The organism is Candidimonas nitroreducens, from assembly GCF_002209565.1.
Taxonomy (GTDB): Bacteria; Pseudomonadota; Gammaproteobacteria; order Burkholderiales; family Burkholderiaceae_B; genus Candidimonas; species Candidimonas nitroreducens.
Map to the genome: position 1 here is coordinate 127,273 of NZ_NJIH01000010.1, position 18,799 is coordinate 146,071.

Genomic DNA, 18,799 nt, shown 5'->3' on the forward strand with positions numbered 1-18,799 from the left:
CATGCCCATGGCACCTCGCGTCACGCAACTGCAACGCTTTTTTTACAGCCACTATTTCTTCGGCGGCCTGCGGCAATCGTTGGGGGTGCTACTGCCGGCCCTGGTTCTGATCGGTGTGTTCCACCTGTACGCCGTAGGCGTGATCATGGCTATCGGCGCGGCCTGCGTAGCCATCATCGACCAGCCGGGCGGGCCGCGCCGCAACCGCCGCAACGAAATGCTGGGCGGCCTGCTGCTGGTGCCGCTGACCGCCGCCGTCACCGGCCTGGCCTCGCCGCACCCGGTGCTGCTGTGGTTCGTCATCCCGGCCATGTGCTTCGGTTTTTCCATGCTGACGGTGTTCGGCAAGCGCGGCGGCCTAATCGGCTTTTCGTGCCTGCTGATGATGACGCTGACCATGCGTACGCCGCTGGACTATTCCCAGGTGCTGCAGCACACCCTGTATTCGTTCCTGGGCGGCGTGTTCTATTTTGTTTTCAGCTACATGGTGAGCCTGCTGCTGTGGTACCGCGAGGAACAGCAAGGCCTGTCCGTGGCGCTGTTCGCCACCGCCGACTATATGGCCGCGCGCTCGCAGTTCTATGACATCAACATCGACCTGGACGTCTGCTACCGGCGCCTGATCCACTTCCAGTCGACCATGACCGACAAGCACCAGATCGCCCGCGACCTGGTGCTGCGCGAACTGCCGCGCGGCGGCGACGGGCGCGGCGAGCGCCACCGGGTGGTGCTGCTGAACATTTTCATCGACATGATCAATCTGCTCGACAGCCTGGTAGCCACCCACACCGACTACGCCACGCTGCGGCGCAGGCTGCCCGACAGCGACGTGCTGATCTTCGCCCGCGACGCCCTGTACAAACTGTCGGCCAACCTGGCCACGCTGGCCTTGAACATCGCGCGCAATAAAAGCGGCCGCACCCGCAGCAGCGTGCGCGCCGAGCTGCGCGCCATCGAATACGAGCTGGAGCAGTACCGCAACCACGGGCTGGCGCAGGACGAACCCGAGGTCTATGCCCTGCTGGTGCAGATCCTGCGCCGCCTGCGCAACGCCACGCGCATCATAGAGCGCATGGCCGCGCGTACCCGCGGTGAAATCAGCGGCGAAGAACATACGCGCCGCCCGGACAAATCGCTGACCCGCTTTCTGTCGCGCCAGGAACTGCGCTTCGGCATGATCACCAGCAATCTGCGCCTGAGTTCTTCGCACTTCCGCTACGCCCTGCGGGTGACGATCGCCACGCTGGCGGCCCTGACCGCCACCACCGCGCTGTCGCTGATCCTGCAGATGGAAAACATCAAGATCGACCTGACGGCGCACAGCTACTGGATCGTGCTCACCATCATCATCGTGATGAAGCCGGGCTTCGCCCTGACCCGCCAGCGCAACGGCTGGCGCCTGACCGGCACGCTGATCGGCTGCGCGCTGGGCATGCTGCTGTTCGTGAGCACGCAAAACCCCGAAATCTACCTGGCCGTGATGCTGCTGACCAGCATCCTGGGCTACGGGCTGGTGCAGGTCAACTACACCCTGGCCGCCATCTTCAACACGCTGTTCGTGCTGATCGTGTTCCATTTTCTGACGCCAGGCACGAATTTCGTGGTCGGCGAACGCCTCGCCGACACCCTGCTGGGCTGTGCCCTGGCCCTGCCTTGCAGCTACATCCTGCCCTGGTGGGAGCGTAACACCGTGCGGCCGCTGGCAATGGCGGCCAAACGAGCCAACGAGGAATACCTGAAAACGGGCTTGCAATACGCGGCGCTGCAGCGCCAGGCGCTGCTCGCCGCCGATGCGCAGGCCAGCGAGGCGGCGGCACCGGCCGAAGGCGGCAACGCAGGCGCAACGGCAGCCACGGCCGCGGCAGCAACGGCACCGGCTGCGGGCTCCAACACCGCCGATGGAACCGGCGCCAGGCCTGGCTCCGGCGCCGCCACCGAATCCGGCGCAACGCTCGATTCGCAATTGCAGGACGCCGAACTGGCCTGGCAGCTGGCGCGCAATAACGTGCACATCGCCTTCGCCAATTTCGCGGCGGCCTTCTACCGCATGATGGACGAGCCCGCCAGCCAGCAAAAGAACGTGCCGGAACTGAACAATATGCTGATCCAGAACCACGTACTGGCCTCGCAGATCAGCGCCGCCATTCCCATACTCGGCAGCCTGCGCGGGGTGCCCGAGGGCATACAGAAGTCACTGGACGCGATCCAGGGCCTGCTGTCCGGCCGCGACGCCGAGGCGCCGGCCTCGCTGGAAACCGAAGGAGAGCTGGCCACCCTCGCCTACCCGCTGCGCCAGATGGTCAAGGCCGCACAGCTGATCCATCGAGAAACATTGGCCGTGCAGACCTGAGCGCGTCGCAGAGGCGTGCAGCGGCCAACGAAGCTCACAGCGCCGCGCGGGTGGCGCGGGCGCCGAATTCAAACATGCGAATCAAGCAAACGGGACACTACGCCTCGGGCCGCCGGAACACCAGGCGGTCGGGCGTGGATTCCTTGGCCGCATAGGCGTAGCCACCGACATTGAAGCGCCGCAAGGCGCCGGGCTCGTCGATGCGCTTGTCGATGATGTAGCGCGCCATCAGCCCGCGAGCGCGCTTGGCATAGAAGCTGATGACCTTCCAGGCGCCATTCTTCTGATCCTGGAACACGCATTGCACCACGCGCGCCTTGAGCGTCTTCAGGTCGACCGACTTGAAATACTCTTCCGAAGCCAGGTTCAGCAGAACGGGATCGCTTTGCTTGGCCAGGCGCTTGTTCAGGTACTGGGCGATCGAGCTGCCCCAATAATCGTACAGATTCTGGCCATGCGCCGTGGCCAGGCGCGTGCCCATTTCCAGGCGATAGGGCTGCATCAGGTCGAGCGGGCGCAGCACGCCGTACAGGCCGCTGAGTATCGCCACGTGCTCCTGCGCCCATTCCAGTTGTTCGTCCGACAGCGTCGAGGCCTGCAGGCCTTCGTACACGTCGCCGTTGAAGGCCAGCACCGCCTGGCGCGAATTGGCGCGCGTGAAGCGCGGTTCCCACGCGCCATAGCGCTCTGCATTCAGGCGCGCCAGCGCATCGCTCAGGCTCATCAGCTCGGCTACCTGCGTTGCGGACTTTTTCTTCAGGACATCGATCAGCCCCGACGCCTGCTCGACGAATAAGGGCTTGGTGTGCAGCGTGGTGCGCACCGTCGAGTCATAATCCAGCTTCTTGGCCGGAGACAATACCAACAGCATGATGTCGAGTTCCTTGTGTATCCAGCGGAATGTAAATGAAAGGCTCCGGCCTTCCGGCCGGAGCCGTGCGCTAAAGAGGCCCGGGCGCCCGAGGCACAGGACGGGCTATGGCAAGCTCAATACCCCTGACTCTACAACAAGCGGGACGCGCCCGGCCGCGCCGCCCATCGCCCAGGTAGAAAACCCGGCGGCACGCCCAGGCGGGCGGCCCGGCAAAGGGCGGCGTAAGCGCATCCGGCTTTTTATCGCGCCGTCCAGCCGCCGTCCAGCGACATAGTGGTACCCGTCATTTGTGCGGCCGCGTCCGAAGCCAGGAACACCGCGGCCCCGCCCAACTGCTCGGGAGTGACGAACTGCAGCGACGGCTGCTTCTCGAACAGCATTTCCTTGGCGGCCGCCTCGACGTCTATGCCCTTTTCCTTGGCCATCGCCTGGATCTGCTTTTCTACCAGGGGCGTGCGCACCCAGCCCGGGCAAATGGCATTGCAGGTGACGCCATTGCCGGCATTTTCCAGCGCCGTGACCTTGGTCAGGCCCACCACACCGTGCTTGGCCGCTACATACGCGCACTTGAAGGACGAAGCCACCAGGCCATGCGCCGAAGCGATATTGATGATGCGCCCCCAACCCTGCTTCTTCATGTGCGGCAAGGCCGCCGCCGTGCCATGAAACACCGCCGAAAGATTCAATGCAATGATCGCGTCCCAGCGCTCGACCGGGAAATCCTCGATCAGGTCGGTATGCTGAATGCCGGCGTTATTGACCAGGATGTCGATGCCGCCCAGCTCCTTGACCGCGTCTTCGACGAAAGCGCGCGTCTCGGGGCCTTTGGACAGATCCGCGCCCACGTAATAGGCACGCACCTTGAAATCGTGTTCCAGCCCGGCGCGCTCTTTTTCGATGGCCGCCGCATCGCCAAAACCGTTGATCACCACATTCGCCCCTTCGGCGGCCAGCGCCCGGGCGATGGCCAGGCCAATACCACTGGTGGAACCGGTGACGACAGCGTTTTTACCTTTCAGCATGATCCGTTCCTTTTCTTGAACCTTGGATAGATTTTCCACGGGCCTTGGGTGCGCCCCACAACCTATGGAAGATCGCTGAACTATTGTAGCCGGGCGCGGCGGCGCGATTGCCGGCGGGCAAGCCCATATTCCGGCCGGCTGCCGCATTGCTGCCGGCTACCGCAGCGCGGCACAATAAAAACGGCGGCCCGCCTAGTGTGCGGGCCGCCGAGCGGTACGATGCTGTGGAAACCATGGCGGACAGGGTGAGATTCGAACTCACGATACGGGAGAACCGTATACCGGATTTCGAGTCCGGCGCATTCGACCACTCTGCCACCTGTCCTGATGTTCGTGGGCCATCTTGCAGCGCGCCGCGAGCGTACTTCAAAGAACCACGCGGGTGCGGCCAAGACGACGGGCCGATAAAACGAGTCCGCTATTCTAGCAAGGAAAAGAAAATCCTGCTTCGAACGCCTTTCCCGTGGCCATCGCACCCTTAAGCCGGCACCGTAAATGTGCTTATTTACCTCAAATTCTCGGCTAAAGCACCCCTCAACGACACAAAAACAACATCTTTATTAAACGTTTTCATCGACTCATTTTTCGGATATAAATTGATTCCAATCTGAGCAAACCTGAGTAGAATATCCCCAGCTGCAGCCATATTAGGCCACCGCCATAAGGCACCGGACAGGGGATGGAGTGCGACATGGGCAATCTGAAAATTCAGAACCAACTGCATCGAATCAATGGTGCCTACCAGCAGTGCATGGACGAAATGCAGACCCACGGCATGGACACGAATGCCTTCGTCATGCTGCAAGTCGAACGCTTCGCGCTGATGAGCCTGTTACTGGAAGAAATCGGCAGCCTGCGCGCCGAGGTTCACGCGCTAAGCCAGCAAGACGCCGCCTGGCACGAAGCCTGAGGCGCCCCAAATAGTTAACTGCACGGCCATTCGGCACGCCGGCATGGCGCGTCCTTGCGGCATCGTTGCCCATGGCCGGCTCTTCTCGCAAATCACTGCATGCTTTCCGCGCCGATCAAAGCCCTTTCTCTCAGTTCGATTATTGCCTAAAAGTTCAATTTAATCGGTAGAATTCAAATATTTCTTGACAAATAAGGCACTAATATCCAATTTAGTGCTACGTTACCGATTACAACACAATACCCTACTGGCTATAGCGGCGCTCAGAGAGAACGGAACCTCCAATGAACGATCTGGAAATTGAGCTACAGCGGCAATTTCAACGCATCGGCAAGGCACAAGAAGACTGGCTGATAGAACTGCGCCGGCACGGCATCGACACCAATGCCGCCGTGCTGCTGCACGTGGAACGATTTGCGCTGGTCAGCGGCCTGATCAAAGAGGTCGAGGCGCTGCGCGCCGAGGTCAAAAGACTGCAAGAGCACCTGCAGGGCTCTTAGCGGCGTCGCGGCCCCTGCCGCAGCCACAGCGCCCAAGGCTGCCGCACGCAGCCGTTGCGGCGCGCCGCGCTCTGCCCGCCTGCGGCGACCCAAAGTCCGCCATGCCGCCGCCCGGAAAAGCTACACCGCTACGCAACGTACCCCAGCTGATGCGAGATCTGTGCGGCCACATGCGCACTGGCCGCGCTACGCAAACAGCGGGATGGCATCGCTGACGAAGTCGAGCAACGGATGCTCGCCCACCCTCTTTGCCTTCGCGATCTTGCGAGATCCAATTTCCAGAGACTATTACACGCGCAAAATCCAGCAGGGTAAGCGCCATAACCAAGCGCTCATCGCGCTGGCTCGGCGACGTTGTAATGCCCTGTTCGCCATGCTGCGCGACGGCACGTTTTCCCAATCTCAATCTGCCCCTTACGCTCGACAAACGACATAGGGGCACCCCCTCCGGATTCTTGACAATGCCGGCGCTCGGCATCTAAGATATAGCTATCCCAAATTTCAAAATAATATCTTATATATTAGGACATAATCGAGCCAGATGGCGGAACGAGGAAAGGCGCAAAGCAGCGGCAAGGCGCCTTCACCGCCGGGTTGGCTGGCACGGCCGCGCCAGCCCTCTCGCAAGCACAGGCCGACACTCGCCGCTACGTCCCGATCCGGAGAAGAAATGACATTGTCCAGACTCAAAGACTTCGTGCAGGAAACCACCCGCATCATGGATACGGTCGACGGCGATCGCGCCAGAATGAATGCGACGCGGCCCGTACTCGAGCGGCTGGTTGCACATGACGACTGGCTGCCCGAAGCGTTCGCGCAGCCGCACCCGCAGTTCTATCAGCAATATCTGCTGTACTGCGACCCGCAAGAACGCTTCTGTATTGTCAGCTTCGTATGGGGCCCCGGACAGCGCACGCCGGTGCACGACCATATGGTATGGGGCCTGGTAGGCATGCTGCGCGGATCCGAAACCTCGACCCGCTATGCGCGCGACGGGCAGGTGCTGCGCGCCGGCGCCAGCGCCACGCTGCAGCCTGGCCAGATCGAATGCCTGCTGCCCGAAGACGGCGACATCCACGTGGTCAACAATGCGCTGGCGGATCAGGCCTCGATCAGCATCCACGTCTATGGCGCAAACATAGGCAAGGTGCGGCGCCACGTCTTCGATCCCGGCACCGGAGCCGTCAAAGAATTCATATCAGGCTTTTCGTCGGAGGTGCTGCCCAATTTCTGGGCCTGACACCACTGGCCTCCAGCTTTCCACAACCGGGCGAAGCGGGCATATTGCCTCGCTAGCCAGAACCAGCAACGGAATCAGTCCATGGATGTAAACAAACAAACGCTGCTCGGCGGCGTACGGGTCGTCGAGTTTTGCCAGATCGCGGCGGGGCCGTTCTGCGGCATGCTGCTGGCCGACTACGGCGCAGACGTCGTGAAGATAGAACCGCCGCAAGGCGACGGGCTGCGCCAATGGCCTCCCATCCAGCAAGGCTACAGCGAGAACTTCGCATCCCTGAACCGCGGCAAGCGATCGGCCTGCCTGGATCTGAAGAACGAGGCCGACCGCGATCTGGCGCGCAGGCTGGTGCTCGAAGCCGACGTGCTGGTGGAAAACAACCGGCCCGGCGTCATGGAGCGGCTGGGCCTGGGCTGGAGCTGGTTCAAAGAGCGCAAGCCCGAACTGGTGTATTGCTCGATTTCCGCCTACGGCCAGACGGGGCCGCGCTCCGCAGAGGGCGGCTTCGACCTGACCATACAGGCCGCGGCGGGCGTGATGAGCGTAACCGGCGAGCCCGACGGCGCGCCGGTCAAGTGCGGCGTACCCGTGTCGGACTTCACCGCCGGGCTGTATGGCGCGTTCTCGATCGCGGCAATGCTGGCGCGGGTGCGCGCCGGCGGCCTGGGGGGCCACATCGACGTGCCCATGTTCAGCACCACGCTGGCGATCGCCGCGCTGCAGACCAGCGAATACTTCGGCACCGGCCGCAACCCGCGCAAACTGGGCTCGGCGCATCCGCGCAATGCGCCCTATCAGGCCTACCGGGCGCGCGACGGCTGGTTCGCCATCGCCGCGGGCAATAACAAGCTGTGGGCCTCGGTGTGCCAGGTGGTCGGGCATCCCGAGTGGGCGGGCCAAGAGCGCTACGGCTCGAATTCGCTGCGGGCCGCGCACCAGGCCGAGATCAAGAGCATGCTAGACCCGCTATTCGCGCAACGCGACACCGGGCCGCTACTGGACGAATTCCGCGCAGCGGGCGTACCCTGCGCCCTGATCAACGGCTACGACGATGCGCTGGCCGACCCCCAGGCGCGCCACCTGCAGCTGACCCTGCCGCTGACCTTGCCCGGCGGCCACCAGACGCGCACGGTGGGCAACCCGGTCTGGGTGAATGGCGAACCGGTACAAGTAAGCCTGGATCTGCCCGAACTGGGCCAGCACACACAAGCCCTGAAAGCGGCCACGGCATGGAAGGAAGCGCGATGACACCAGAGCAGCAGGCACTGCCCCAAGCCGGATCACCCCGGGCAGCGCAAGCACCGGCCGGACAGGCCCGGGCGCCGGCCGCAAGCGACGCGTCCAGCGCCCCCGCGCGGCTGCATAGCGCCGACGGCGTGGCCACGCTCTGGCTCGAACTCGACGAGCGCGGCAACGCTTTATCGGCACCCATGGTCGAAACCCTGCAGGCGCTGGTACAGGCCGCAAGCGCCGACACTTCCGTGCATACGCTGCTGCTGCGCTCGCGCAGCCGGCACTTCTGCACTGGCTTCGACCTGGGCAATCTGGAAGCACAAAGCGATGGCGACCTGCTGGCCCGCTTCGTGCGCATCGAAATGCTGCTGGATGCCATCTGGCGCGCCCCCCTGCGCACCGTCGCGCTGTGCGCCGGCCGCGCCTGGGGAGCGGGCGCCGACCTGTTCGCCGCCTGCGACCTGCGGCTGGCCGTGCAGGGCAGCCGCTACGCCTTCCCGGGCGCCGGCTTTGGCCTGGTGCTGGGCACCCGGCGCCTGGCCGTGCGCGTGGGCATGCAGCGCACCCACGACCTGACTTGCGAAGGAACAGTGCTGGATGCCGCGCAGGCCTTGCAGGCCGGGCTGGCCAGCCATCTGGCGGCAACGCCGGAAGAAGCCGAAGCCCTGCTGGCCACCCTGACCCGGCCGCCCGCCACGCCGCGCGCCACCGTGGCCGCCCTGCGCGCCGCAGCCCTGGCCGATACCCATGGCGATGCCGACCTGCTCGCCCTGGTGCGCTCGGCCGCGGAGCCGGGGCTGAAGAACCGCATCGTGCAATACCGGCAGGCACAACTGGCGAAGGTGGCGCAAACAAGGGGTTAAAGTATCGCAACAAGCGCAAGCGCCAAGGAACCGGGCACATGAATCGAGACAGCAAGCATCCCCACTCCCTTCACGTCACGGCCCTGGCGCTGTGCCTGCCCTTGTGTGCAAGCCTCTACTCCTCCGCTGGCGCCGTCACCGTGCACTCGCTGGATCAGGTGCGCGGGGCGATCAAAAGCCCGGAAGGCCGCGCCACTTTCGACCAGCAGATCAACGGCGCACCGCTGCCCGACGGGTTCGGCACACAGCTGCCGCAGGGCTTTACCAAAGAAATGCTGCTCGCGCAGCTGGCGCCGGGGCAAGACCCGAAACGCCTGACCCTTGCGGGCGCCAAGCCCTGGCCGCAACAGCCGCAGGCATATGTGGCCATCGTGTGCCTGGCCACCTCGCCCGACCAGGCCAAGGCGGAACTGCGCTACGACCCCAGCTCGTGCAGTGGCGACGACATCACGCCTCACGATGTCTGGCTGGGCGTGTACACACGCGATCCCCAAGGTAAGCCGCGCCTGGTCGCGCGCACCGAGGCTCCGGTCGACACGCCGGTCGATTGGGGCGATACCAATATCGACACACCGCAGAGCATCGGCAATAACCCGCAAACCGGCGCAGCCGAAGGCGTGCCGCAAAACTGGCTGCGCTTCGATTTCGCCGCCTACCGCTTGCACGGCCAAGACTATGCCTTCGGCGTGCGCGCCGGCTGGTCTGAAGGCTACGCCGGGGGCGGCGCTACGTTCGAAGCCCTGTATCTGTTCCAGATGGACGACACCAAGCTGCATGTGGTTTTCGCGCAGCCCATGATGTACACGAAAATGCTGGCGGGCGAGTGGCACAAGGATGGAACCCGCGACCATATAGAAACCGACGCCAGCAATGTGCTGTCCGTACTGAAGGGTACGAGCCACGGATTTCACGACTTGCGCCTGCAGCAGCGATCGGGCAAGTGGCATCGTGTTTTCCGTTGGTCGGCCAAACAGCAGCGCTACGCCGTAGTAAAAAATAGCTAGCGCCGTGCCGCCTGCACGGCAATTTTCAGCAGTGCCAAGAAATCATTTTGTATTTAAATGTATCATTGTTAACAACTTATAATTTCCTCGAACAATAAAAACCCAGCCAAAGCCCCAAAGCACTTGATACTTTTAATAGGCTTATGGACAGCAGCGTACGCATACCCGATCCGCTCTTCGCGGATGCCGCGGGCACAGCGGATCGACGCAGGCGCTCGCCAGACGCACGGCTCCCCGGCCGCCCCTGCTGCCCCGGCACCCGCGCCGGCATGTAGCGGCTTGCCACAAGCCGCCGGACAGCCGCATACGCGCGCCACGCGCCCACGCCTCTACGATCACTTACATGTCTACCCGGCAACGCGACTTTTCGGCGTTACATTTTTGCCAGTGTGGCCATTGCGGGCACATCGACCTTCAGCAAGAAGATCAACAGGAAAGAGGTTTATAAACATGAAAACATTGATGCATGCATGCACCTTTGCCGCCGGCGCGCTGGCTCTGACTCTGGGCATGGCGAGCGCCCCTGCTCTCGCCGCGGGCAGTTCGGCCGCACCGGCGCCGGGCGCCACCGCCTTGTGCAAAGACGGCACGACATACAGCGGCACCAGCAAACGCAGCGCCTGCTCGGGCCACAAAGGGGTCAAGGAATGGTACGGCGCTCCAAGCGCGCCCAAGGCCCAGCCCCACGCTGCGGCTCCGGCAGCGCCCGCGGCCCATGCCGCGCCAGCCGCCGGCGCCACGGCGCTGTGCAAAGACGGCACCTCGTACAGCGGTGCCAGCAAGCGCGGCGCCTGCTCGGGCCATAAGGGCGTCAAGGAATGGTACGGTGCGCAAGGCGCGGCTCAGCCCCCAGCCGGCACGACCGCTCCGCAGGCCCGCAGCGCGGCTCCATCGACCGGCGCCGCCGCGCCGGCCATGCGCAGAGCCGAGCCCGCGCATGCCGCGGCTGCCGGCGGCGGCGCCGGCAAGGTGTGGGTCAACACCGACAGCAAGGTCTATCACTGCCAGGGCGATCGCTGGTACGGCACCACCAAGTCCGGCCAATACATGAGCGAGTCGCAAGCCCGCTCCATGGGCGCGCGTCCCGACCATGGCAAGGCCTGCTCGTAAGGCCTGAAACGGAAAGCCGGCGATCAAGCCCGCGAAATGGCGGCCCAGGCCTGCGGAACAGAAATTCCGCAGGCCCCTGCGGCATCCCAGCCGGCCGTCGCGGGCGCCCGAACGCATGGACGCCATGGTTTTTCCGCGTTCTGTAGCGTTTTCGCCCATTTGTTTCGCCGCTGTAATCAGCGGGTGTAAGGAAATATGTAGGCGGCGTGGCCAAAACACTACTTGTGTAGCGAATTGAAGCTCTTTTGAAGATTGGCTCCAACCTCACGCGCACAATATGCTTGACAATAGACGTACTGAATCAAATACAGCAGGTGCTGATATGAAACGACTGATACTGAGCGGTGTGGCCGCCCTGGCACTGGCCGGCTCGAGTGCAGCCATGGCCCATGTAAGCGTGGGGGTTTCCATCGGGCTTCCCGGCATCGTCATAGGCGCTCCGGTATACGCGCCGCCGCCCGTCTATGTTGCGCCCCCGCCTCCCGTGGTGTACGCCCCGGCACCCGTGGTGGTGCCCGCCCCGGTAATTGTGGCGCCGCGCCCTTACCCTTATTACAGGCCCGTGGTGGAATACCGCGGCTACCGCGGCTATCGCGGCTATTATGGCCATCATCCTCACCATCGCGGCTGGCACCGCTGATCCGGTACTGCCAAGCCAGCGTCGCTGACGCAAAATGACTTAACCCCGGCCAACGCGGCCGGGCTTTGTAGCACCGGAGGGGCTGTCGGCCTTCTCTACCTGCATATGGCCCCGCTGGCGAGCGGGGCCTTTTTTCATGGGAACGCGGCAAACCTGCCGGCAGCAAGATCACCACGGCAGCCGTGCCGCCGCACCGGCCCGCGCGACAGCGGGCCGGCGTCCGAGCCGGTTCACTGATTTTAAGCAGGCGCTGTAGCTTTAATGTGAAAGAAGCCCCTTTCATTCTCGGGGGAGGCGGCGCCCGCCATGACCGTTAGGCAGACGCTGTAGCGCCGCCGGCAAGACGACGCTACAGCGTCTCTGCCCCGCCCATATAGGGTCGCAGCACCTCGGGCACGCCGACACTGCCGTCGGCATGCTGGTAGTTTTCCAGCACGGCGACCAGGGCGCGGCCCACGGCCAGGCCGGAGCCGTTCAGGGTATGCAGGTATTCGGGCTTGCCTTTTTCGGGGCGGTAGCGGGCCTGCATGCGGCGCGCCTGGAAGGCCTCGCAGTTGGACACCGACGAGATTTCCCGCCAGGTGTTCTGCGCCGGCAGCCAGACTTCCAGGTCGTAGGTCTTGGCCGAACCGAAACCCATGTCGCCGCTGCACAGCAGCACCACCCGGTACGGCACGCGCAGCTTTTGCAGCACGGCCTCGGCGTGGCCGACCATTTGCTCCAGCGTGTCGTAGGACGTGTCGGGGTGCACGATCTGCACCATTTCGACCTTGTCGAACTGGTGCTGGCGGATCATGCCGCGCACATCGCGCCCGCCGCTGCCCGCCTCGGAACGGAAGCACGGGGTATGCGCAGTCAGGCGCAGCGGCAGGCTCTGCAGCGGCACGATGGTGTCGCGCACCGAGCCGGCCAGCGTGATCTCGGACGTGGAAATCAGGTACAGGTCTTCGCTGGCCACCACATTGCCCTGCTCGTCGCGCTCGGGATCCTGATCCTGGCCGCCCTTGGTGACCCAGAACATATCGTCCTTGAACTTGGGCAGCTGGCCGGTGCCGAACAGCGTCGAACCGTTGACGATGTACGGCGTATAGCATTCGGTGTAGCCGTGCTCGCCCGTCTGCAGATCCAGCATGAACTGCGCCAACGCGCGGTGCATGCGGGCCATAGGCCCGCGCAGCATCATGAAGCGCGCGCCCGACAGCTTGCGCGCAGTTTCGAAGTCCAGCCCCAAAGGCTCGCCCAACGTGACATGGTCGCGGGTTTCAAAAGGGAACGGGCGCGGGTTGCCCTGCCCGTCCACTTCGACGCCGGGCGGAATCCAGCGGCGCACTTCGACGTTGTCGTCACTGGACTTGCCGGCCGGCACACTGGCATGCGGCAGATTGGGCAGCGTCATGAGCCAGTCGTTCAGCTCGGCCTGCACGCCGGCCAGCTCCGACTCCAGCTCGCGCAGCCGCGCCGGGATAGCTTGCGACTCGGCCAGTTCCTTGCTGGCGTCCTCACCCTTGGACTTGAGCTGGCCGATAAGCTTGGACACCGCATTGCGCCGCGCCTGCAGCGTTTCAGTCTCGACCTGCACCGCTTTGCGGCGAGCTTCCAGGCGGTTGAAGCGCTCGGTATCGAATTCGAGGCCGCGCAGGGCGAGGCGCTCGACCACGGTGGGCAGGTCTTTGCGCAGCTGATTGGGGTCTAGCATGGTGGATCCAGCGGGAAGGAGGTGACGATAAAAATCAAAAGGCCGCCTAGCGGCAGGGCGAGCCAGGCGCAGATGCATGCGCTGCAAGCGGAGCCAGCCACGGCGAATCGCGAGCCGCTCAGGGCGTATGGAATTATACAGAGGAGGTTTCGACGGACGGCCTGGGCGGGGCTGGAACCCCATGCCTTGCTTCTATGAAGGCCGTGGCCCATGCATAGACCCCCGTCGCCCTTTCCGGGAAAGCTTGTAAGAAAGCCGCACCCGGAAGACTGAATGCAGGCATCTGCATAGCCTAACGGGGCAGCTATCTAGTCGCCCTCCGATAGCTCTTCATACAGCCAGCCCATTCCCGATCTCAGCCGCCAGCGCCTGAAGCCTGGGCAAGAACAATTGGACGACATCGACATTCTTGTACTTAGCCATATTCAAGCTGGTGGTAAGCGCCGCAACGACCTTTTCCTCGCGATTCACAACCGGCACAGCCAGCCCGCAAACACCCAACTCGAATTCCTCGCAAGCCAAGGAATAGCCGCGCTGTCTGGCGTCAGCAAGAGCGCCACGCAATTGACGTTCTTCAGTAAGCGTGTTGTCCGTCAACTTTTCGAATGGGGCATGCTGGAAGTATCTCGCCAGTTCATCCTCGCCCGCATACGCCAACAGGACATGGCCAGTGGATGTAGCGTGCGCAGGCAAGCGCTCGCCAGTAATGATGCGTCGAGCAGAAGGGCTACTGATCTCGGCGCGAGCCACGAAAACGATGTCAGTTCTGTCTAGCACGGACAATGAGCAAATCTCTTGGTATTGCTTGGCAAACTGCTCTAGATAGGCGATTGCGACCTCACGTAGTGTCAGGGAACCGAGGTATGCATAGCCAATGTCCAGAATGGCTGGCGTCAAGGAGAACCTGCGCTTTTGATGGCGCGCATAGCCCAATGCCACAAGCGTGTGTAGCAGACGGCGAGCTCCGGCCGGGCTGACGCCGGCACTTTCCGCTACCTCGGACAGGGTCAACTCTTCTCGGCCGCGCCCAAAAACTTTTATCACGGCTAATCCGCGCGCAAAAGCCTCTACAAAAAGGCCATCGCTTTGGGGTAAACCCTTAGTTTCAAGCATGCCATACCTTTCTATAATTTCGTCTATCGAAAATATTTTCGCAGAAAGAAAATTTTGCGAGTAGCTTTATAAATCGATCGAATGAGAGGAATCCACTCATGTTTGAAATTGCTCCGGTAAACGGGGATTTTGTTGCCGAAATTGCCGGTGTCAACCTGCAAGCCGACTTAACAACAGAACTGGCACGCCAATTACAAGCGGCCTTAGACAAATACGCGGTTCTGATCCTACCAAACCAACCCTTGGACGAAACACAGCACCTGCGCGTTGCCGAGGTGTTCGGCCCATTGGAGACATCCATCGGATCATATGTGGCAAACGCCAATAAACCGAGGAGACTCAAATACGACCAGTTATCGGACATCTCGAATATTGATGAGTCGGGGAAGTTGTTGTCCAACGATGACATGCGAAAGCTGGTACTGCTCAGCAATCAATTGTGGCATACCGACAGTTCATTCAAGCGGGTGCCTGCCAGCGTATCCATGCTGGCCGCACAGGAAATTCCGCCATTGGGGGGAGCCACGGAATTCGCCGACATGCGGGCGGCGTGGGATCAATTGGATCCTGAAATGCAATCCAGCATCGAAGGCTTGGTCGCCGTGCACGATTACTTTCATTCCCGCAGCCTGACAGGATTCGATATCTGTTCCATACCGTCTGAATGGCGATCAAGGCAGCCACCGGCCAAACAGGTACTGGTGCGAACTCACAACAACAACCGCAAATCGATTTACCTCGCGGCACACATCCAATCGATCGTCGGACTACCCGATGACGAAGGAAAAGCACTGATAGATCGGCTCATGTCCTTCGCCACTCAACCCGCATTCGTGTATCGCCACCGCTGGCGGGAAAACGACCTCGTGATATGGGACAACAGATGCACGATGCACCGCGGCAGGGACTACGACACCAAGTACAGAAGAGTAATGAGACGCGCCACGATCCAGGATATCGGGCCCACAGTCATCGATCAATAAAGGAGAAACCACTATGCAACTGAACACCAAAGCCCTACGATTCGCCTCCACATGCCTGGCAGCCGTGTGCTGTAGCCTGGCGGCAAACGCTCAGGCGCAATATCCGGAAAAACCGATATCCATCATCGTTCCATTCGGCGCCGGATCCGGAACTGACACTTTGGCCCGTACGCTGGCCAAAGAGCTGACGGTGAAATTCGGACAGTCGGTTGTGGTCGAGGACAAGCCGGGTGCAGGCGGCATTGTAGGCGCAGCGTCTGCCGCGAGAAGCGCCCCAGATGGATACACGTTGCTGCTGGCCACAAGTGGCCCAATGGCGGCAAACGCCAGCCTATATAGCAACCTGCCCTACGATCCCGTGAAAAGCTTCCAGCCCGTGGCGCTGATCGGACGGCAGCCCATGCTGGTTATCGGCGGCAAAGCAGCAAAGACGAAAACGTTCGGAGAAATTATTGCACAGGCCAAGGCGCAGCCGGACAAAATCAACTTTGGCGCCAGCAGTACTACTGCGCGGGTATTGGTGGAACTCATGAAGAAGAGTTCAGGCATACAAGTTGAAACCGTGCTCTATAAAAATGTGGGCTCGTTGATGACCGACATGATTGGTGGCCGCATTTCGTATGCATTCGAAAATGCCGGAGCCTCCATCCCGCAGATCGATTCCGGGCGAATCAGCCTTATCGCAGTTACGGCAAAGCATCGGGCGCCATTTGCCGAGCAGATTCCCGCCACGGGAGAGTATGGCTTCGATGAGCGCGGCCTGCTGACCTGGTACGCAATGTTTGCACCGAAAAACACGCCGGCAGACGTGGTTGCCAAGCTGAATACTGCCGTCAATGCGGCCCTGAAAACACCAGCAGTTCAGTCACTCGCAAAGCAGGTAGGGCTCCAAATTGCTACGGAGTCTCCCGCTGAGCTGGGGAAGTACCAGATTTCCGAAATCCAGAATTGGAAGCACATGGTGGCAATCACCGGCGTCAAAATCGACTGATGGCTGTTATAGAAGCTGTTCTCGATCAGGGCCATGGGGCTGGTTTCAAGGCAGCCTCATGATTGCGGCACAACCCTATAACAGACCGAACATGAAATCTGACAAAAAAATTGCAGAGAACCACTTCAAGCAGTCGCTGCGACGCGGGGAAAAGCAAGTAGGTATATGGATCACCCTGTATAGCACGGACTGTGCCGAGCTTTTGTCGGGCGCGGACTTTGACTGGATGCTGTTCGATATGGAGCACACCTGCAATGACCCCACGCAAGTGATTGAAATGCTGCGCGCTGCAAACGGCAGCCCATCGGAACCTGTTGTACGGATCCCCTGGCGGGATCCGGCGATCATGAAGCGCCTGTTGGACAGCGGCGTGCGCACATTCATGGTGCCTTTCATTCAGAACGCCGAGGAAGCCGCCGCAGTCATATCCTCGACCCGCTATCCTCCCCATGGAATTCGCGGGGTCAACGGGACGATGCGTGCTAATGGCTATGGCCGCGCACGCATCGACTACCAAAAACGCTATGCAGACGAAATTTGCGTCATAGTTCAGGTCGAAACACCTGAGGCAATAGCCAACATACCCGCAATAGGCGCAGTGGACGGGGTCGACGCCATCTTTGTCGGCCCCAACGATCTGGCAGCGAACATGGGCTTATATGGGCAGACAAGCCATTCTGCCGTCAAATCGGCCATTCAAGAAGCCTTGGCTCTGATTCAGTCAACCGGCAAAGCAGCCGGAATCCTGAACTACAACAATCAAGAAGCCCTCGAACTATTCAATCAAGGTTACGCCATGATTGCAGTCGGTTCCGACGCCGGGTTGCTGGTGCGCCACGCAGATGAGCTGCGCAATAGCTTTACTGCCGTTAAAAGAGCCCGCTTGGCAACGTGAAGAGCTGCGATGGCTTTAGCGACTTTATGATTATTTCTTCCCAGCCTCTTCATCCAGCTTGCGCAGGAAAGCCAGCTTTTCGCCTATCTTGATTTCCAGCCCACGCGGTACGGGCTGGTACCAGCCTGGCTCGGGCATGCCGTCGGGCAGGTAGGTTTCGCCGGCGGCGTAGGCGTTGGGTTCGTCGTGGGCGTAGCGGTATTCGTGGCCGTAGCCCAGTTCCTTCATGAGCTTGGTGGGGGCGTTGCGCAAGTGCACGGGCACTTCGCGCGATTTGTCCTGGCGCACGAAGGCGCGCGCCTGGTTGTAGGCTTTGTAGCCGGCGTTGCTCTTGGCGGCGACCGCCATGTAGATGACCGCCTGGGCCAGGGCCAGTTCGCCCTCGGGCGAACCCAGGCGTTCATAGGTGCTGGCCGCGTCGTTGGCCAGCTGCATGGCGCGCGGGTCGGCCAGGCCGATGTCTTCCCAGGCCATGCGCACGATGCGCCGCGACAGGTAGCGCGGGTCGGCGCCGCCGTCGAGCATGCGGGTCAGCCAGTACAGCGCGGCGTCGGGGTTGGAACCGCGCACCGATTTGTGCAGGGCCGAGATCTGGTCGTAAAAGTTGTCGCCGCCCTTGTCGAAGCGGCGGGCGTTCAGGGTGAGCGCGTTCTGGACGAATTCGGCCGTGATGCGCGTGGTGCCCGAGGCGCCGGCCGCAGTGCCGGTTTGCTCCAGCAGGTTCAGGAAACGGCGCGCATCGCCGTCGGCATAGCCGATCAGGGTATCGACCGCGGCCTCATCGAAATCCAGATGCGCCAGTTCGGTGGCACGGGCGCGATCCAGCAGGCGGCGCAAATCGTCGTCACCCAGCGGCTGCAGCACATAGACCTGGGAGCGCGACAGCAGCGCCGAATTGACCTCGAAGGACGGGTTTTCGGTGGTAGCGCCGATCAGCGTCACCAGGCCCGATTCGGCATAGGGCAGCAGCGCGTCCTGCTGCGATTTATTGAAGCGATGGATCTCGTCGACGAACAGGATGGTGCGCTTGCCCATGGCCAGGTTGCGCTCGGCCTGCTCCATGGCGGCGCGGATGTCCTTGACGCCCGAGAACACCGCCGACAGGGCGATGAACTCGCAATCGAAGGCGTGGGCGGTGAGCCGCGCCAGGGTGGTCTTGCCTACGCCCGGCGGGCCCCACAGGATCATGGAATGGGGTTTGCCCGACTCGAAGGCCAGGCGCAGCGGCTTGCCGGGCCCGAGCAGATGAGGCTGCCCTATTACCTCGTCCAGCGTCCGTGGGCGCAAGGCTTCGGCCAGGGGTGCAGCGGGTTCGACTTTGAACAGATCGGACATGATGGCTGTGAGTTCCGTTCTCGCGCCACGGCCCGGAGGCCGA

16 protein-coding genes, 1 tRNA gene and 2 pseudogenes are annotated in these 18,799 nt (G+C 62.0%); 13 read left to right on the forward strand and 6 right to left on the reverse strand.

What is annotated here, in order from left to right; genetic code table 11:
• Nucleotides 1-7 precede the first annotated feature (7 nt).
• Nucleotides 8-2,350: an FUSC family protein gene (locus CEY11_RS17940; protein WP_088604945.1), complete on the forward strand. Its 2,343-nt coding sequence runs from the start codon at nucleotides 8-10 to the stop codon at nucleotides 2,348-2,350.
• Between the two features lie 97 nt (nucleotides 2,351-2,447).
• Here CEY11_RS17940 and yaaA read toward each other — a convergent pair whose 3' ends face one another.
• The 3 genes from yaaA to CEY11_RS17955 all read right to left on the reverse strand — a co-directional run bounded on the left by yaaA (nucleotide 2,448) and on the right by CEY11_RS17955 (nucleotide 4,571).
• Nucleotides 2,448-3,221: a peroxide stress protein YaaA gene (gene yaaA / locus CEY11_RS17945; RefSeq protein WP_088604785.1), complete on the reverse strand. Its 774-nt coding sequence runs from the start codon at nucleotides 3,219-3,221 to the stop codon at nucleotides 2,448-2,450.
• Nucleotides 3,222-3,463: 242 nt separating this feature from the next.
• Nucleotides 3,464-4,246, reverse strand: coding sequence for a 3-hydroxybutyrate dehydrogenase (locus CEY11_RS17950; RefSeq protein WP_088604786.1), 783 nt, complete (start codon nucleotides 4,244-4,246; stop codon nucleotides 3,464-3,466).
• A gap of 234 nt (nucleotides 4,247-4,480) precedes the next feature.
• A tRNA-Ser gene (locus CEY11_RS17955) sits at nucleotides 4,481-4,571 on the reverse strand.
• Nucleotides 4,572-4,937: 366 nt separating this feature from the next.
• Here CEY11_RS17955 and CEY11_RS17960 point away from each other — a divergent pair.
• The 9 genes and pseudogenes from CEY11_RS17960 (at nucleotide 4,938) to CEY11_RS18000 (ending at nucleotide 11,743) form a co-directional block, all read left to right on the forward strand.
• Nucleotides 4,938-5,156: a hypothetical protein gene (locus CEY11_RS17960; RefSeq protein WP_088604787.1), complete on the forward strand. Its 219-nt coding sequence runs from the start codon at nucleotides 4,938-4,940 to the stop codon at nucleotides 5,154-5,156.
• A gap of 284 nt (nucleotides 5,157-5,440) precedes the next feature.
• Complete coding sequence (locus CEY11_RS17965; protein ID WP_088604788.1) at nucleotides 5,441-5,656, forward strand: hypothetical protein; 216 nt, start codon at nucleotides 5,441-5,443, stop codon at nucleotides 5,654-5,656.
• A 244-nt stretch (nucleotides 5,657-5,900) separates the two neighbouring features.
• A pseudogene (locus CEY11_RS17970) lies at nucleotides 5,901-6,092 on the forward strand (IS110 family transposase); the annotation flags it as partial.
• 234 nt (nucleotides 6,093-6,326) lie between these two features.
• Nucleotides 6,327-6,896: a cysteine dioxygenase family protein gene (locus tag CEY11_RS17975; RefSeq protein WP_088604789.1), complete on the forward strand. Its 570-nt coding sequence runs from the start codon at nucleotides 6,327-6,329 to the stop codon at nucleotides 6,894-6,896.
• Between the two features lie 81 nt (nucleotides 6,897-6,977).
• A complete protein-coding gene (locus CEY11_RS17980) occupies nucleotides 6,978-8,141 on the forward strand; it encodes a CaiB/BaiF CoA transferase family protein (protein WP_088604790.1) in 1,164 nt (387 codons plus the stop codon).
• Entirely contained in the window at nucleotides 8,138-8,989 is an 852-nt protein-coding gene (locus CEY11_RS17985; RefSeq protein WP_158215365.1) for an enoyl-CoA hydratase/isomerase family protein, read from the forward strand. Before CEY11_RS17980 ends, CEY11_RS17985 begins: the two co-directional genes overlap by 4 nt.
• A gap of 38 nt (nucleotides 8,990-9,027) precedes the next feature.
• Nucleotides 9,028-9,993 (forward strand): hypothetical protein, encoded by a 966-nt coding sequence (locus tag CEY11_RS17990; RefSeq protein WP_233154951.1) that lies wholly within the window; start codon nucleotides 9,028-9,030, stop codon nucleotides 9,991-9,993.
• Between the two features lie 711 nt (nucleotides 9,994-10,704).
• Nucleotides 10,705-11,103, forward strand: a pseudogene (locus CEY11_RS26170) (DUF3761 domain-containing protein); the annotation flags it as partial.
• 322 nt (nucleotides 11,104-11,425) lie between these two features.
• Nucleotides 11,426-11,743 (forward strand): virulence factor, encoded by a 318-nt coding sequence (locus CEY11_RS18000; RefSeq protein ID WP_088604792.1) that lies wholly within the window; start codon nucleotides 11,426-11,428, stop codon nucleotides 11,741-11,743.
• 349 nt (nucleotides 11,744-12,092) lie between these two features.
• On the opposite strand, the gene serS is transcribed toward CEY11_RS18000, so the two are convergent.
• Both serS and CEY11_RS18010 read right to left on the reverse strand, forming a co-directional pair.
• The gene (gene serS, locus CEY11_RS18005; RefSeq protein WP_088604793.1) at nucleotides 12,093-13,439 is read right to left on the reverse strand and encodes a serine--tRNA ligase; all 1,347 of its coding nucleotides are present in this window, start codon (nucleotides 13,437-13,439) and stop codon (nucleotides 12,093-12,095) included.
• 330 nt (nucleotides 13,440-13,769) lie between these two features.
• A complete protein-coding gene (locus tag CEY11_RS18010; RefSeq protein ID WP_088604794.1) occupies nucleotides 13,770-14,552 on the reverse strand; it encodes an IclR family transcriptional regulator domain-containing protein in 783 nt (260 codons plus the stop codon).
• Between the two features lie 98 nt (nucleotides 14,553-14,650).
• Between CEY11_RS18010 and CEY11_RS18015 the strand changes: the two genes are divergently transcribed.
• The 3 genes from CEY11_RS18015 (at nucleotide 14,651) to CEY11_RS18025 (ending at nucleotide 17,421) form a co-directional block, all read left to right on the forward strand.
• A complete protein-coding gene (locus CEY11_RS18015; protein WP_088604795.1) occupies nucleotides 14,651-15,535 on the forward strand; it encodes a TauD/TfdA dioxygenase family protein in 885 nt (294 codons plus the stop codon).
• A 13-nt stretch (nucleotides 15,536-15,548) separates the two neighbouring features.
• Nucleotides 15,549-16,526, forward strand: coding sequence for a Bug family tripartite tricarboxylate transporter substrate binding protein (locus CEY11_RS18020; protein ID WP_088604796.1), 978 nt, complete (start codon nucleotides 15,549-15,551; stop codon nucleotides 16,524-16,526).
• 91 nt (nucleotides 16,527-16,617) lie between these two features.
• Nucleotides 16,618-17,421: an HpcH/HpaI aldolase family protein gene (locus tag CEY11_RS18025; RefSeq protein WP_158215366.1), complete on the forward strand. Its 804-nt coding sequence runs from the start codon at nucleotides 16,618-16,620 to the stop codon at nucleotides 17,419-17,421.
• Between the two features lie 30 nt (nucleotides 17,422-17,451).
• Here CEY11_RS18025 and CEY11_RS18030 read toward each other — a convergent pair whose 3' ends face one another.
• Entirely contained in the window at nucleotides 17,452-18,756 is a 1,305-nt protein-coding gene (locus CEY11_RS18030) for a replication-associated recombination protein A (protein ID WP_088604798.1), read from the reverse strand.
• Between the last annotated feature and the right edge of the window lie 43 nt (nucleotides 18,757-18,799).